Genomic DNA, 14,383 nt, shown 5'->3' with positions numbered 1-14,383 from the left:
CAATTCCTGCTGGAATAAGTCAGACGGTCAATCTAGCTTTGGCTATTGGTTTAATTTCGAGTATGCCTGATACAGATTCTGGTTCAAAGAGTGTTCCAAGAGAGGAACAATGTGAAAGAGAAAATCATTGTGGTCCTTATAGTCGAATACAGGCATATTCTGTAGCACAGCGCATGGCCCACATTTCTAGAGAAGAACGATATTATCGAGCTGTTGATGGAACCAGTCTAAATAAATCAATCCAAGGTCTATGCTACTCTAGTTTAAGAAAAGTGGGAGCTAAACATCTAGGTTTTGGCTGTGAATGGCAAAATAGTTGGATAGAAGATCATCCTGATAAAGACCATGACTGCCCTCATTTACATGTTTACAAAAAAGGTATTTCTGTAGGTATAGTGAAATACAAGAGAGGTTCATTTTGATTAAAGCAATTCTTATTGAAGAAGAAGTTTTTATAGATGGAGAAAAAGGCATCTCTAAAGCCTATAGAATGTATTTTGAGGACAGTTCAGGGGAAAGGAGTGCTGCTGAATCCTATTTTTATAGCAATATTGAGCTTAGAAAAGGAAAGGTCCATTGTGGGAAGGAATTTTTTTATGATATACCCACTGACGTAATCAATAAACAATTCGAATTTAAGTATGGACATTATTTTATACAGTTTAAATCTTTTCTAATGAATCCTAATGAAAAACTGCATACTAAAATTTCAGAATTCAATCATTCAAATAGAAGCAACATACTTAGAAAAAGATACAATAAAGAGTTACTTTTAGTGCCACATTTTACATTGTGTGAGTTAATTGAAAATACAGATATTGTTTTTATTGAAGAGTTTTGTTGTAGCTCTGATTATGGAGCAACATTTTTATTTTTTGATTCTCCAAATTTAAATTCAAAGGAATATGTGCTTAATTTATTTAAAGAATATGGTTTTCAAGTTTTTGATAATACAAAAATATAGTCAGTGGTCTTTAAATTTAAATACATTTTGATGATGATCAGTTTGGGGATTATGATCCGATTACAGGTCGTTATGTAGAAAGTGATCCAATTGGATTGGATGGTGGACTGAATACTTATGGGTATGTTGGAGGGAATGCTTTATCTTTAGTTGATCCACAAGGTTTAGCTATGGCAATTCCTGCTGGAATAAGTCAGACGGTCAATCTAGCTTTGGCTATTGGTTTAATTTCGAGTATGCCTGATACAGATTCTGGTTCAAAGAGTGTTTCAAAAGATGAACAATGTGAAAGAGACAGTTGTCCTCCGTGTGTACCTTATCCCGTTGGTAGTTTGGGATATATCGGACCTAAAATCTCTCAAATAGGAACAGATGCAGGTAATCCTCATTATAAGATTTTTCAAGTTCTACAAAATCCAAAAACATGTAGTTGTATTTGGCAACAGAGAAACCAAATAGCAGGTCACCATTACAGCTATCAGCCTAATGTATCAATGGCTATTAATCTAAACCATAAATATCCAATTGATATGATTGGTAAAAATACAATGAGATACCCATAATGAACGATGATTACTTATTAGATAGTTGTCAAATATATAGTAATTTTTTTACTATTGAAGGACAAATTATTATTATTCCAGAATTATGGAAAGCAATAGAATGGAATGATATTTTTTTTGAAAAACATATTAAAGATTACGTAATAGACCCTTTAGATAGCTCAGGATATGCAAGTGAAAATTTACAATTAGTTTCGATTGATTTTTTTAGAGAGTTGAAAAAAATAAATTACTATGCCGTATTTACAGCTCTTCCAAGAAATGAAATATTAAAATTACCTTATGATAGCTATGTTGAAAATAGTTTTTTATATAAAAATATTATTGAAAATATAGTTTTTGTTGGCTGGTACCCAATTTCATATACAGGATCTGCTTTTATGGATGGTTATTACCCTTTTCAGATTGAGACTAATAATAATGTTAAAACTATATTGTATGATGAAAATAAATATATGTTGAATAAATTTTTTTTAATAAAAAGTTTAGAGTATTGTGAGAAAATTTGTTTAATAAATAATGATTTTAATGAAAATCAAGAATTCTGGTTTCCAATAAAGATTTTTGTTGACAAATATACTTTTGAAAAAATTAATATTTAATGTAAATTCTTACAAATAATAAAAAGGACTGAGTCTTATACTGTACAGAATTCAGTCCTTAAAAATCTCTTAATATCTTGTCCAGCTTTTTTGTTTGAATAGCAACTTTCTTTATAGAAGGGCTTCCCATTTTTCACAGTATGTTCAATATAAAAGTAGAGCCATGTTTTCATTTTTATTCTTTCTTTTTTACATAATTTTAAATTTTGCGCCTTTTTTACACCTCGGGTGAAATTACCATGTTTTAAGTTGTTGTTTTATATGTTTTTTATTTGGAAAATAAAACCACTTCAACATAAGTTACACCTTTAAACCTTAATAATATTAAATTTCAGTAATTTACAATTTTCATATTAAAAACAATAATTTGATTGATAGCTTACTACACGTTTGAACCTGTGTGAACACCGATTTTGCTGCGCGAACGTGTTTATATTTACGCCATAATGGAAAAATTACGAAAGGGGCAAATTTATGGGTTCAATTTTCACTAGAACACTGTCAGACGGGACTTTGCGATACCGAGCCGAAATCCGTGTTAATCGCAAAGACTATCCAGCATATAAAGAAAGTAAAACTTTCAGTACAAAGCGCATTGCTGAAAAATGGGTCAAAAAACGTGAAGTCGAAATTGAGAACAATCCTATCAAAATGTAAGCGATCGATTATGGCTCATACAATAACAGGTGGTTTATGAAGGGGGATACGTGGAATGGGTAATTGGTGGAGGATAATGTTAAGTTTTAGCCCATAAATAAAACTAGATTTCATCCACGAAATATCACTAAAGTTTAGTTGGCTGATATTCGCCTGCAATCGCGGCTTTTAAAAAATTTTGAAAGGTTGGACACTGCATATGATTTTCAGCGGGGCAAACCGCAGCGTGTCTGAGCCCCTCGCTAATAAAATGGAGTCGTCGTGCCATCTGCTCAAGTTGCTCTGCTTTATCATTCAGCATTTTTCGATCTAGCTCAGGTTGACCATCTTGTCCAAACATCGTGACAATCTCATTCAAAGAGAAACCCGCTGCCTGCCCCAATGCAATCAATGCCAATTGCTCCAATACCTGTTTTGCATATTGACGACGTAAGCCCTGCCGCCCAATAGATTTGATTAATCCTTTTTCTTCATAAAATCGTAAGGTCGATGGCGCAACCTTTGCTCTTTTTGCAACTTCACCAATATCCATAAATACCTCTTGACTTCAAGTTGACTTGAACTTGCACAATCAATCTATCAGGTTTTGTTTGGAAAAGGTCGGGGGATGAAATGAATATTTTTAAATTACTACTTTACATTTTGAGTCTAGGGATTGGTGCAACGCTCATCATGGATATTTGGTTATTCATATTAAAAAAACTGAATATTCCAACCTTAAATTTTGCATTCCTTGGTCGGTGGGTAGGATGGATTTTCCGCGGCAAAATCATCCACGCGTCAATTGCACGAAGTCCTGAGATTCAACATGAATATGTATTCGGCTGGATTGCTCATTACAGTGTTGGGATCTTATTCGCATTGGGTTTCATCTTCATCACAGGGGACGCTTGGTTACTACAACCTCAATTTTATTCAGCCTTATTATTTGGGGTCATTAGCGTGCTCATCCCTTTCTTCATCATGCAACCTGCTATGGGTTCAGGCTTTGCAGCATCTAAAACACCACAACCATTGATCAATCGTATCAAAAGCTTGATCAATCACAGTATCTTCGGGTGTGGTTTATTCCTCACCGCTAAATTATTAAATCTTTTTAACTGAGGACTAAACCATGAAATCAATTGCCATTATCTATCATAGCCGTCAAGGACATACCCAATTTATTGCTCAACAAATTCAAATTGGAGCAGCCAAAGTTGAGAATATGGATATTGATTTATTCACCGCAGAACAACTGATGTCTCACCCTGAATTACTCACCCAATATGATGGTTTAATTTGGGGGACACCCACTTATCTCGGTGGTGTCTCTGGAACATTAAAACAACTTATGGATGCTACAGGTCCCTTATGGAAGAAACAGGGCTTTAAAGGAAAATTAGCAGCTGGATTTACCATCTCATCACTCCCCGCTGGTGATAAGCAATCAACCCTTATTTCACTTTTCACCTTCTGTATGCAGCACGGTATGATCTGGGTGGGCAATCCTATTTTACCTGAACAACATCAAGGTGTTCCCTACGCGCAAGCGGCTAATCGTCTAGGTTCTTGGTCTGGATTGATGGCACAAGCCGAACATGCGAGTGCGGCAGATGCATTTGATTTAGGTGATCTTAAAACAGCGCAATTGTTTGGAGAAAATTTTGCATCAAGCCTAAATGCATATCAAGGAGTGGTTATGTGAAGACTGTGAATTTTTTATTTCCACTCATTTTATCTTGCATGATGTCATTTCTGATCGCAGGTATTACGACATTAAAGACTGTTGGCTTCATCGACAATCTTTTTTCAGTGTGGATGTCAGCATGGATCGTGGCGTGGATGTTTGCGTTTCCAAGTGTATTGATCTGCGCACCCATTGCCCAAAAACTCGTCAGCTTGATTGTTAAAAATCGCTGAGTTTCATAGTGAGTAAAGGTTAGATATCTCAGCAGAAGCCTAGATTTTAACGATTGGAATTGTTTGCAAGTTTTAATGGTTAGCTTTGCCAAAAAAGCCCTATTCAATAATAGGGCTTTTTTATGGGCAATCTAAACCTTACGACTATTACAGATCAAACGCCGTATGTTCAAAAGATCAAAGACACTTTAGAGAGGGCATCTGGACAATCTATTCCACTGACAGAAGGTAAGAAGGTGCAGTGTAAAGGTGGCGTCAGTGTTGCACCGATTGTATTTTTATTTGCCAGTGGTCAGGAATTAACTTTATTTGCTCGAGCAAGTGCAGATGTATTCAAAGCTTCGCTGAACGGTAAAGAAATTGTATTGTCTGGTGACGTTAGTGATGATTATAAACAGACATTTGATAACGCCGTATTAGGTGTTGCCCAGTTGATCCTCACTGTACAGCCGAAGATTGAGCAGCAGAATAAAAAAGAAAAGGTGAATATCCCATGGCGTCAGTCCAATAGTATTCCTAAATAGCTGGCAGAAAACTGGAGCAGAAAAAGCAAATTGATCAGGAGATAACGGGTAAGACAATGCAGCATGATCAGCTACTTCAGCAGTTAGAGTAGCTTCAAATACAGACAGGGATATAATCAGCTTCTTAACTGTAGATAGCCAAGGTGAATACCTCAGCTACCAGCTTTTGATTCTGCTAATTCAGATCAGCCTCCTTAAAAGAGGCTTGAATAAATTAAAGCAAAAGGAGAACTAGAAAGTGATTGAAAACATTTTTAAATAATCCAATTTTTCTTAAAATTTAGCACGTAAAGATAAAGTCACATTACGTGGTTCACCCCAATAAACACCATCATAAAAGCCAACTTGCTGATAATATTTTTCATCAAATAAATTATTAGCCTGTAGGTTTGCACTTAATGAATCATTAAAAGTATATCCAACATTAGCACTTGCTAAAAAGTAAGCATCTTGACGAACATAACCGTCAGTATTCTTTGGTGCGCTACTTGATTTTCTTTCTACATCACTTTGCCAATTTACCCCAAATCCTAAATGGATTTTATTAGCACCTTCCCACAAATACTCAGGGAGTTTAAAGTTTGTATATACTTTAACTAAATTTTGAGGAATTGTTGTTGATGCTTTTACTTGTTCAGAACTTATGCTGTTAGAGTAAGTATAACCAGCTGTAATATTCCAATTAGGGTTTACTTTTCCTATAGCTTCAATTTCAAAGCCTTCAATTTTTAAACCTTCGCCTGAAGATAGCATTGGATCACCGCCATCATCAGTTTTGATGCCTGCGAGTATTGCTGCATTATCTTTAATTGCAACATTTGATTTTTCAGACCAGAAAGCTGCAGCCGTTGCAAGTAATTGGTCATCTAAGAAACTGGCTTTAATGCCAGCTTCATAACTTTTACCAACTTCAGGTTCTAAGAAATTATTATTGCGGTCTTTATTGCTGCTTGGATTGAATATATCTGTGTAGCTTGCATAAGCCGTATAGATGCTATTTAAGTTATAAGTTGCGCCGAAATAAGGAGTAAATGCATTTGCTTCAACATCGCTTTTAGTTCCATTGGTTGCAGAATAATCACTGTATCGTCCGCCCAGAATTACTTTCAAATCATCCGTTACATTCAACTTAAGCGCGGTATAAGCACCGTAGTTTTGTTGTTTTGAATCTTTAGTTGCTGGGGTTACAACGTAGTCAGGTTTTAATGTGGTATTACCATCCCATGTACGCCAATCATTAATCACACAAGTATCACCCAGATTGTCTGAGGGCACCGTTACTCCATTTTCATCTTTCTTTGTACAAGTTAATTGATTACTCGCAAGCCCATTCACTTTTCCATCTGGACTATTTGTAGAACGGTTAAATCCATTTGCTCCAATGACGAGTTCATGTTGGCGGTCAAATAGCTTAAATGGGCCACTGGCGAATAATTCGAGACTCGTTTTTTTGGATTCAGAGGTTGGATAGACTGTGGTCCAAACACCTACACCAGATCCATCATTCTGATTTGGAAAACCAGACCCACCGTATGACATTAGCCAAAAACTTTTTGATAATGAATATGAACCTGCAGCTTTTACGATCCAGTCATTATCAAATTTATAAGTTAAGTCAGCAAAAGCGGTTCTGTCACTTTGGCTCACTGTATTCCAACTATTTGCTAAACTAAAATTGCGCGGTAAATTTGCCAGTGATCCATCTTGATTCCAGTAGGGCACAGTACCCCATGTAGAGCCTTTGGGTTGATTATCCTGATATTGAAAACCAATACCACCCGTTAATTTACTGGTTAGATCAGCTTCAACCATTGCCATTGCTGCTGTTGTTTCTAGCGAATAGTAATCCATATAGGAATTACCTTCTCTATGTGCAGCCATTACACGGCTTCTCACACTTCCATCTGCTGTTAAGGGGATGGAAATATCAGCTTCATTTCGAATGGTATCCCAAGTGCCGAATGAAGTGGCAGCTGATCCAGAAAGCTCTTTTGCTGGACGTTTTCGAATCATATTAATAGTTGCAGATGGATTACCAGTAGCTCCAGTTAAACCTGTTGCACCTTTTACGACTTCGATTCGATCAAAGAAGAAGCTGTCTACACGTGGGCTATTATCTCCTATTGGCATGCCATCTATTTGACGGTTAGTAATCCCATATCCTCTAGCTGAGTAATTTGATCGCTCACTATCATTTTTAGTGACAGTTACACCAGGCGTTGCTGCAAGCACATCATCAATAATATTTAAATTTCTTTGCTCAATTTGTTCACGAGTGATCACGCTTACCGATTGTGGTGTTTCTTTTAAAGATAATTTTAACTTTGATGAGGTTCTAGAGGATTTAGCTTTGTAACTTTTACTTCCTTCTGTTTTTTCATCATTAGCTTCAGCTGTGAAAGTAATCGTTGGAAGAACAGTTGAGTTTGCTTCAATGGCATTATCTTTTTGTGCAAAAGTAGTATGTGACATAGCACCAAAAATCAGAATTGATTTTATAGCAGTATTTAAAGCAGTTCGTTTAAGCTGATCAGTCATAACAATACATCAATTGTAATTGAGAATCATTATTATTACTAATTACAGTACAAAAATAAACAAATTAAACATTATTTCTTTATATTTAGATTTTTTATTTCAAATTAAAGAATAAATTGCAAAAAATTAAATTACGTCAAAGTACTGTGTTAGGTATTAGATCAATCCCTCATTCCATTGGAACAAGTACGTTTACTTTAGTCATAGAAATTTTACCCTAGGCATATATAGCTGCAGGAGCGGGTAATGCTGAATTTTGGTTTGAATGTACTGCTGGTCATACTTTTCTCAGTACATGTATTTTTTGCCTTTAAGGGATTTCGTGACAGTAAAGTACAGCTCATGCATCTTTTGCGTCAGGGGGCGTTGATAATATTTTTAGACATTCAAAGGTTTTAGATATTGAACTGGGTAATAGCTAAATAGCAACTGTAGTATATGGCAGGGTTTATCAGCTAATAGACTACAGTGATTTGGAATAAGCTTAAAAGCAGTAATCAATTAATCGTTGGAATTTATATCTTAGATTCTCAGACGAAGTGCAACAGAGTAAAAAGTAACTTATTAAAGAGATTTATTAAACGGTTAAAATAGCTTTAAAAAAAGAGTCCACGATATTGTATTGGTGGACTCTTTTATCTCTATTCTAAAGACATGCGATATTGAATTATTCCAGGTTTTTCAGCAATCCAGTCATATAGTTTTTGTGCGGTATGATTAATTTCCTGCGTATGCCAATATAAACGCCCACACTGTTGAGAAATTGCTTGTTTTTGTACATATTCAATCAGGCTTTTACCAATATGTTGCCCACGCGCTTCAGGCGATACGTATAAATCTTCCAGATAACAATAATCCTGTGTTGCCCAAGTCGAACGGTGAATCACATAATGTACAAAACCTAAAACGTTTTCCCCTTGTTTGGCAACTGCACAATAAATCGGTTCGGCTTCATCAAAAAAGCGTTGCCATGTAGTTTGAGTCACAGTATTGGATAAATTGACATTATAAAATTTTTGATAGGCAAGCCAATAAGGCAGCCACTGTTGATAATCTTGTTGTTGAACAGGAATGACCTGAAGGTCTTGATTTTGCATGTTGACACATCCCTTTAGCTGTTTGAAAAGATAGAGGAGCCAAGCATAATCTTGATATGGTGCTCTTATAAGATACAGTTTTAGTATTTTAGACAGTACCAGTTTTAAGAGTAAATTTTCTTCTGATAGATAAAAACAGCATACTAAACATAGTATGCTGTGAATTGATCATAATGCAGAATTAACTATAAAATCATGAAGAAACAAGAATTTTTAATTTACCATTTAGCATGAGATAAGCTATTAAACCTAAAACTAATCCCCAAAATGCCCCACCAATACCAAATAGTGTGATATTGGCGGCAGTGGCAAGAAAGGTAATTAAAGCAGCTTCACGGCTATCAACATCATTCATGGCATTGGCAAGACTTCCCGCAATTGTTCCTAATAAAGCAAGCCCTGCCAATGTACTAATAAATGTAGCTGGAAATGCTGCAAATACTGTCGCCAATGTTACGCCAAAAATCCCGACCAAAATATAAAATACACCTGCGGCAATTCCTGCAACCCAGCGTTTTGATGGGTCTTCATGGGACTCTTTACCTGTACATATTGCTGCTGTAATCGCCGCAATATTAAACGCATGTGAACCAAATGGTGCCATCAAGAAGGAACCTAAACCTGTCACGGTGAGAATCGGTTTGGCATTGGTTTTAAAACCATCATTTTTTAAGATCAATAAACCTGGCATATATTGCCCTGTTAAGGTAATTAAAAATAAAGGTAAGGCAATACTTAATGCCGAATTGATAGAAAAAGCAGGAGCAGTAAAAATAGGTGATGCTAATTTTAGTTCAAATCCAGCAAAATTAATTCTTGATTGGAGCAACAGGAAAATAAAACCAAATATCAAAACACTAACAATGGCATATCGTGCAGAGAAACGCTTGGTGATGAGATATATTAAAAATAATGAAATTGCCAATAATGGATCAATCGTCATATTGGTAAAGGCAGCAATGCCAAACTGTAATAAAATCCCTGCCAGTAAACCTGATGCAATCCCAATCGGGATTAGACGAATCAGTTTTTCAAAATAACCTGTAATCCCCAAAACCACAAATGCTAAGGCAGAAAGTAAATATGCTCCAATCGCTTCGCTATAGGGCACTGTGACAAGGGCAGTCATTAGAAATGCTGCCGAAGGGGTAGACCATGCGGTAATAATTGGTTCTTGTGTATACCAGCTTAATAATATTCCTGTGATACCAACACCGATAGAAATTGACCACACCCATGAGGCGGTAAGTTCAGGGCTAAGGCCAGCCAGCTGTGCAGCTTGAAAGATTAAAATAAACGTACCGCCATAATTGACAATCACCGAGATTAAGCCTGCCATGATTGGAGGCAGTAAATCATGGGATGGACGTTGAAAAGATGAACGTCGAACAGACATAAATTTATCCCCCTAAAATATTTCAACAATGAAAGGGGGGGAGTGTATTTTTAATGATGGTATGGTCGTAAGATACACTTCTGATATTTTTTAAAGTACCAGTTTTACGATGAAAACTGCTTCTTCCGCTTATTTTCCACATTTAATTTTGCCTAAAGGGCAGCAGATTAAAGATGGTTTGTATTGTGCTTTACGTGATGCGATTTTAGCGGGGCACTTGTCTGCTGGCGCAAAACTGCCTTCAAGCCGTGCTTTAGCAGAAATGATGTCGATTTCCCGTAATTCGGTATTAGCAGCGTTGGAACGTCTACTAGATGAAGGCTATTTAGTTACCAAACCCAGTTCAGGCACTTATGTAGCGGATGTTATTCCTGACCAACTGATTCAAATTAAAAATGATATACCACATGCTGTACATCAACCGACGCAAACGCTCAATATTAACCCTCATATCGCCCGTTTATTACCGCATTGGCACAAGCAGAATTTATCTAGCCAAGAAAAGAAAATGTTTCATGTGGGTGTGGGCTGTGTGGATTTATTTCCGCATCAACTTTGGGGAAAATTATTGGGGCGAGCTTGGCGACAATCCTATTATCAATTAGGACAATTCCACGACCCACGAGGGTATCTGCCTTTGCGTCAGGCAATTTGCCAATATGTTCAATCGACCAGAGGATTAAATTGTACTGAACAGCAAATTTTAATTGTCAATGGGACACAACAGGCTATTCATTTGGCGGCGTATGCGCTGTTACAGCCACATGACCAAGTGTGTTTAGATGAACCCGGTTATGATGCTGCTTTAAACATATTTCGTAGTTTTGGGGCGACCGTACAGCCGATTGAAAGTGATCATGAAGGCATGAAAATCCCTGACATTATTCAGCACTATTCAGCAAGTAAACTGATTTATACCGCACCGTCACATCAATTTCCGCTTGGTGGCACACTCAGCCTTGCTCGGCGTTTGGCTTTACTGGACTGGGCCACGCAACAGCAAAAATGGATTTTTGAAGATGACTATAATAGTGAGTTTCGTTATGGAACACACCCAATTCAAGCGTTACAGGGCTTAGATCAACAGCAACGAGTGATATATTCGGGGACATTTTCTAAAATGATGTTTCCTGAATTTAGACTGGGATTTATGGTCGTTCCTGAAGCCTTAATTGGTGTTTTTAGTCTGGCAAAATACTATACCGATACCCGTAGTTCCTCTCTTGAGCAAGTTGCACTGGCAACATTTATACAGGATGGACATTATGCTCGGCATGTACGTAAAGTTCGTAAAGCTTGTTATGAACGTCAACAGGCCTTAATTCTGGCAATTCAGCACTATCTTTTCGATATATTAACTGTAGAACCCACTGATTCTGGTATTCATTTGGTATGTTGGCTTAAAGAAAATTGGACAGAGCAAGATTTTGTTGCTCAATGTGCAAAAGTAGGTCTGACGGTGCAGCCCTTATCAAGATATTGTCAGAATTCATCTCAAAAAGCTGCTGTACTCATAGGTTATGCGGCACATACAGTTAATGAAATTCATGAACATATTGAAAGATTGGCAAAATCTATTAAAAAAATTTAATTTTTAAGATAGGTATTTTTGTACAAAGCTATATTTCAAAGTTTATTGAATCTTAGATTCTTAGACGAAGTGCAACCGAACTATGTCACTAATGTGGGAGATGGACAGTTATTTGGTGGACTAGCTGTGTGTTTGAACAACAGGACGGCCTCGTTTCCTATTTTGACAGCACGACAGATATTACTCAACTCTTGCCATCTGAAGCGATGATCGCACATTTGCTTGAACAGCAGACTCTAGGTGATTTTGACAGCATCCATGCTCAGCTGCATCCGTTTAATGAGTAGGCTTTAGATCAAGTGGATATGCTGGCAAATCAAGTTATGGAATTTTGGTTTAAGCCGGACTTGTATTTATTGTAAAGTTTTTCTAAATAGTCATTGATTTTAAAAAGAAAAATTAAATAAATTTATTGAAAAGTGCTTTTTATAAACGCATATTTCAAATATAATGTGAAATATGTCGCATTAATTTGAAAAAGTAAGGTTTGCATTGTGATTTTGCAGCAATATAAAATTGTTTTCGGGGGAACAATGGGAGCAGGTAAATCTGCTGCCATAAAAGCATTATCTGATACTGGTGTCCTCAGCACTGAAGCAGTTAATACAGATACTCAAGCACATCAAAAAGCGTTAACAACTGTCGGCATTGATTATGGCGAAATCAGTTTAGATGACGGTACTAAGATAGGTTTATACGGCACACCGGGACAGGACCGCTTTGATTTTATGTGGTCAATTGTCTGTAAAGGGGCAATAGGTATCGTCGTTTTAATTGATCACAGTAGTTCCCAAAGATTAAAAGACTTAGAGTTCTATTTAAAAGCATTTGAAGATTTAGGTACGAATATTGTTGTTGGGGTAACACATTTAGATTTAGAACATGATCAAAAGTTAAAAATATATCGGGATTGGATGCAAATTCATCAAAAAAAATTCCCCTTATTTGCAGTTGATGCACGCAAAAAAGATGATGTTTTGTTAATGATAGAAATGCTCATTGCAAAATTAGAAATGCAACCTGCAATAACGATATAAAGGTAGAAAATGATTAATTCACGTGAAGTAGGACAAGAGTTCAAAGCATTTTCTAGCCAAGAATTGCACGATTTTTTAAATGAAGTGAGTGGTGTAAATTTTGTTATGTTGTGCTCATCTGATGGTTTTGAGCTCTCGCTTGCTTCAAAAAAGAATATAGAAAACACCGGAAAAATTGCTGCCGTAAGTAGCTCAATCTTAGCAATGGTCTCCGCTTTCATATCCGAAATTCAATTGTTCGGATGTCAAACAATTACTTTAGATGCAGAAAATGGCAAAGTATTTTTAACTGCTGTAGACCATCCACACCATCCTATGGTGATTGTTGCTGTGACCAATAAAGATATTTTGATGGGGCAAATGCTGTATTACTTCAAAAAGTTGAGTGAGAGTTTAGCAAAGCCTCAAATTAAAGAAGTGTCTTAAATGTTCAATAGCCTAAATCAGAAAGTTAATTCTTTTAGATATAGCGAATCTCATGATTTTAATGTGGGTTTAAAATGACGCAAGTTTTAAAAATAGCGATATTTGGTTTAAATACGACAGACCTAAACCAATTAAAGACTCAGATTTCGTTATGTCTGCCTGCAAATACACATCTTAAGTGGGTCAATATTGCTGAAGATAAAATTGATGTGTTATTGGTCAGTGATGTTTTTTTTAATTCGATTGGTATTCAAAAGGTATTAAAAGAAAAAGTGAAACGCTATTTGAGATTAACAAAGTCAAATAGCGATTTAGGGCGAATTATTGATGATCAATTATTCTATCCTTTTTCAGATTTACAATACTTGCATGAGTGGCTTTCACAAGAAGTTTTACCTGCTATTAAACCAATCGAATCTGAGTTAAATGATAAGCAACTTTATATTGATACCAGAAGTAAATTTCCTGTCGCTTTGAAACCTGATGCGACTATAGAAGACGTATTTGCAGAGATCTTTACGCCACGCAATGGGTATATTCAATTGTTTGATGCTAGTGGATTTATTGCACTTATCGATACACGGACAGAGCGTGTATGGGTTGAAGAAAATATGACTGGACTACAGTTTAACGAATCTTTGAATCAAACCTATGCAACGAGTCAAGTCGTGCAAGAACAAACTGAAGGTAAGTTAATTTATGATTTGCGAGTTTGGTTGTGGCTGATTTTAAGTCAGTCTTCGATGATACGTCTTGCGAAAATAGAACTAAATCAGAATTTTAAATTAGAGATTTGGCCACAGTTTGAAAGAGATATGCGCCGACGAGATTACTTGAAAATGGCAGCCTGTTTTTCAGAAGGGGCCAATATTGAGGCAGTTAAACAACATCTGAATTCAACTGATGAAAAAATATTGAATTTTGTTGGCTGTGCAAGCTTACTTCAATTGGGGCGAATTGTTGAATCGGATGAAGTTAAATTCTCTACAGAAATAAACCTGATTGAAACAGGTCAAACAAATAAACTTCGTAGCTTTTTTGGGAAGCTTCGAAAGAAACTTGGCTTATAAATAAATTTTTCAGGGG

Annotated in this window: 17 protein-coding genes and 1 pseudogene; 14 read left to right on the top strand and 4 right to left on the bottom strand. The window is 36.3% G+C overall.

The features are described from left to right. The 5 genes and pseudogenes from F994_RS17565 to F994_RS05630 all read left to right on the top strand — a co-directional run. Positions 1–422: hypothetical protein (locus F994_RS17565; RefSeq protein ID WP_034696573.1), on the top strand; the 422-nt coding region annotated here is incomplete at its 5' end. Further along, positions 419–964, top strand: a complete 546-nt coding sequence (locus tag F994_RS05640; RefSeq protein ID WP_004649201.1) for a hypothetical protein — start codon at positions 419–421, stop codon at positions 962–964. The genes F994_RS17565 and F994_RS05640, both read left to right, overlap by 4 nt. A gap of 20 nt (positions 965–984) precedes the next feature. Next, positions 985–1,119, top strand: a pseudogene (locus F994_RS17560) (RHS repeat-associated core domain-containing protein); the annotation flags it as partial. A 15-nt stretch (positions 1,120–1,134) separates the two neighbouring features. After that, positions 1,135–1,527, top strand: coding sequence for a hypothetical protein (locus F994_RS17685; RefSeq protein WP_212749466.1), 393 nt, complete (start codon positions 1,135–1,137; stop codon positions 1,525–1,527). Further along, positions 1,527–2,129 carry a hypothetical protein gene (locus F994_RS05630; protein WP_004649199.1) on the top strand — a complete coding sequence of 201 codons (603 nt, stop codon included), beginning with the start codon at positions 1,527–1,529 and terminating at the stop codon, positions 2,127–2,129. Before F994_RS17685 ends, F994_RS05630 begins: the two co-directional genes overlap by 1 nt. Before the next feature lie 784 nt (positions 2,130–2,913). Here the strand turns inward: F994_RS05630 and F994_RS05620 are convergent. Continuing rightward, a complete protein-coding gene (locus F994_RS05620; protein ID WP_004649197.1) occupies positions 2,914–3,318 on the bottom strand; it encodes a helix-turn-helix domain-containing protein in 405 nt (134 codons plus the stop codon). A gap of 80 nt (positions 3,319–3,398) precedes the next feature. On the opposite strand from F994_RS05620, the gene F994_RS05615 reads away from it, so the two are divergent. The 4 genes from F994_RS05615 (at position 3,399) to F994_RS05600 (ending at position 5,212) form a co-directional block, all read left to right on the top strand. Then, positions 3,399–3,890 (top strand): DUF2938 domain-containing protein, encoded by a 492-nt coding sequence (locus F994_RS05615; RefSeq protein WP_004649196.1) that lies wholly within the window; start codon positions 3,399–3,401, stop codon positions 3,888–3,890. Positions 3,891–3,900: 10 nt separating this feature from the next. Continuing rightward, a complete protein-coding gene (locus F994_RS05610) occupies positions 3,901–4,473 on the top strand; it encodes a flavodoxin family protein (RefSeq protein ID WP_004649195.1) in 573 nt (190 codons plus the stop codon). A gap of 38 nt (positions 4,474–4,511) precedes the next feature. Next, on the top strand, positions 4,512–4,688 hold the full coding sequence (locus F994_RS05605) for a DUF2798 domain-containing protein (protein ID WP_081399740.1): 177 nt from the start codon (positions 4,512–4,514) through the stop codon (positions 4,686–4,688). A 122-nt stretch (positions 4,689–4,810) separates the two neighbouring features. Beyond that, positions 4,811–5,212 carry a hypothetical protein gene (locus tag F994_RS05600; protein WP_004649192.1) on the top strand — a complete coding sequence of 134 codons (402 nt, stop codon included), beginning with the start codon at positions 4,811–4,813 and terminating at the stop codon, positions 5,210–5,212. 273 nt (positions 5,213–5,485) lie between these two features. Here F994_RS05600 and F994_RS05595 read toward each other — a convergent pair whose 3' ends face one another. The 3 genes from F994_RS05595 to F994_RS05585 form a co-directional block, all read right to left on the bottom strand. Next, positions 5,486–7,750, bottom strand: a complete 2,265-nt coding sequence (locus tag F994_RS05595) for a TonB-dependent siderophore receptor (RefSeq protein WP_004649191.1) — start codon at positions 7,748–7,750, stop codon at positions 5,486–5,488. Positions 7,751–8,391: 641 nt separating this feature from the next. Next, positions 8,392–8,847, bottom strand: coding sequence for a GNAT family N-acetyltransferase (locus F994_RS05590; protein ID WP_004649189.1), 456 nt, complete (start codon positions 8,845–8,847; stop codon positions 8,392–8,394). 193 nt (positions 8,848–9,040) lie between these two features. Continuing rightward, positions 9,041–10,243 carry a benzoate/H(+) symporter BenE family transporter gene (locus tag F994_RS05585; protein ID WP_004649187.1) on the bottom strand — a complete coding sequence of 401 codons (1,203 nt, stop codon included), beginning with the start codon at positions 10,241–10,243 and terminating at the stop codon, positions 9,041–9,043. 109 nt (positions 10,244–10,352) lie between these two features. On the opposite strand from F994_RS05585, the gene pdxR reads away from it, so the two are divergent. The 5 genes from pdxR to F994_RS05565 all read left to right on the top strand — a co-directional run bounded on the left by pdxR (position 10,353) and on the right by F994_RS05565 (position 14,367). Beyond that, entirely contained in the window at positions 10,353–11,834 is a 1,482-nt protein-coding gene (gene pdxR, locus F994_RS05580; RefSeq protein ID WP_004649186.1) for a MocR-like pyridoxine biosynthesis transcription factor PdxR, read from the top strand. 128 nt (positions 11,835–11,962) lie between these two features. After that, positions 11,963–12,121: a hypothetical protein gene (locus tag F994_RS17365; RefSeq protein ID WP_212749465.1), complete on the top strand. Its 159-nt coding sequence runs from the start codon at positions 11,963–11,965 to the stop codon at positions 12,119–12,121. Between the two features lie 207 nt (positions 12,122–12,328). Beyond that, the gene (locus F994_RS05575) at positions 12,329–12,871 is read left to right on the top strand and encodes a GTP-binding protein (RefSeq protein ID WP_004649185.1); all 543 of its coding nucleotides are present in this window, start codon (positions 12,329–12,331) and stop codon (positions 12,869–12,871) included. Between the two features lie 9 nt (positions 12,872–12,880). Next, positions 12,881–13,297, top strand: coding sequence for a roadblock/LC7 domain-containing protein (locus F994_RS05570; protein ID WP_004649184.1), 417 nt, complete (start codon positions 12,881–12,883; stop codon positions 13,295–13,297). Positions 13,298–13,371: 74 nt separating this feature from the next. Further along, positions 13,372–14,367, top strand: coding sequence for a hypothetical protein (locus F994_RS05565; RefSeq protein WP_004649183.1), 996 nt, complete (start codon positions 13,372–13,374; stop codon positions 14,365–14,367). Positions 14,368–14,383 lie beyond the last annotated feature (16 nt).

This window comes from Acinetobacter bohemicus ANC 3994, from assembly GCF_000367925.1.
Taxonomy (GTDB): domain Bacteria; phylum Pseudomonadota; class Gammaproteobacteria; order Pseudomonadales; family Moraxellaceae; genus Acinetobacter; species Acinetobacter bohemicus.
This window is presented reverse-complemented; position numbering and strand designations above follow the sequence as displayed.

Excerpts from the sequence above, each read along its gene's own strand:
- pdxR (WP_004649186.1), top strand. The coding sequence starts at position 10,353 with ATGAAAACTGCTTCTTCCGCTTATTTTCCACATTTAATTTTGCCTAAA.
- F994_RS05620 (WP_004649197.1), bottom strand. The coding sequence starts at position 3,318 with ATGGATATTGGTGAAGTTGCAAAAAGAGCAAAGGTTGCGCCATCGACC.
- F994_RS17685 (WP_212749466.1), top strand. The coding sequence starts at position 1,135 with ATGGCAATTCCTGCTGGAATAAGTCAGACGGTCAATCTAGCTTTGGCT.
- F994_RS05585 (WP_004649187.1), bottom strand. The coding sequence starts at position 10,243 with ATGTCTGTTCGACGTTCATCTTTTCAACGTCCATCCCATGATTTACTG.
- F994_RS05605 (WP_081399740.1), top strand. The coding sequence starts at position 4,512 with ATGATGTCATTTCTGATCGCAGGTATTACGACATTAAAGACTGTTGGC.
- F994_RS05600 (WP_004649192.1), top strand. The coding sequence starts at position 4,811 with ATGGGCAATCTAAACCTTACGACTATTACAGATCAAACGCCGTATGTT.
- F994_RS05595 (WP_004649191.1), bottom strand. The coding sequence starts at position 7,750 with ATGACTGATCAGCTTAAACGAACTGCTTTAAATACTGCTATAAAATCA.
- F994_RS05565 (WP_004649183.1), top strand. The coding sequence starts at position 13,372 with ATGACGCAAGTTTTAAAAATAGCGATATTTGGTTTAAATACGACAGAC.
- F994_RS05630 (WP_004649199.1), top strand. The coding sequence starts at position 1,527 with ATGAACGATGATTACTTATTAGATAGTTGTCAAATATATAGTAATTTT.
- F994_RS05590 (WP_004649189.1), bottom strand. The coding sequence starts at position 8,847 with ATGCAAAATCAAGACCTTCAGGTCATTCCTGTTCAACAACAAGATTAT.
- F994_RS05615 (WP_004649196.1), top strand. The coding sequence starts at position 3,399 with ATGAATATTTTTAAATTACTACTTTACATTTTGAGTCTAGGGATTGGT.
- F994_RS05570 (WP_004649184.1), top strand. The coding sequence starts at position 12,881 with ATGATTAATTCACGTGAAGTAGGACAAGAGTTCAAAGCATTTTCTAGC.
- F994_RS05610 (WP_004649195.1), top strand. The coding sequence starts at position 3,901 with ATGAAATCAATTGCCATTATCTATCATAGCCGTCAAGGACATACCCAA.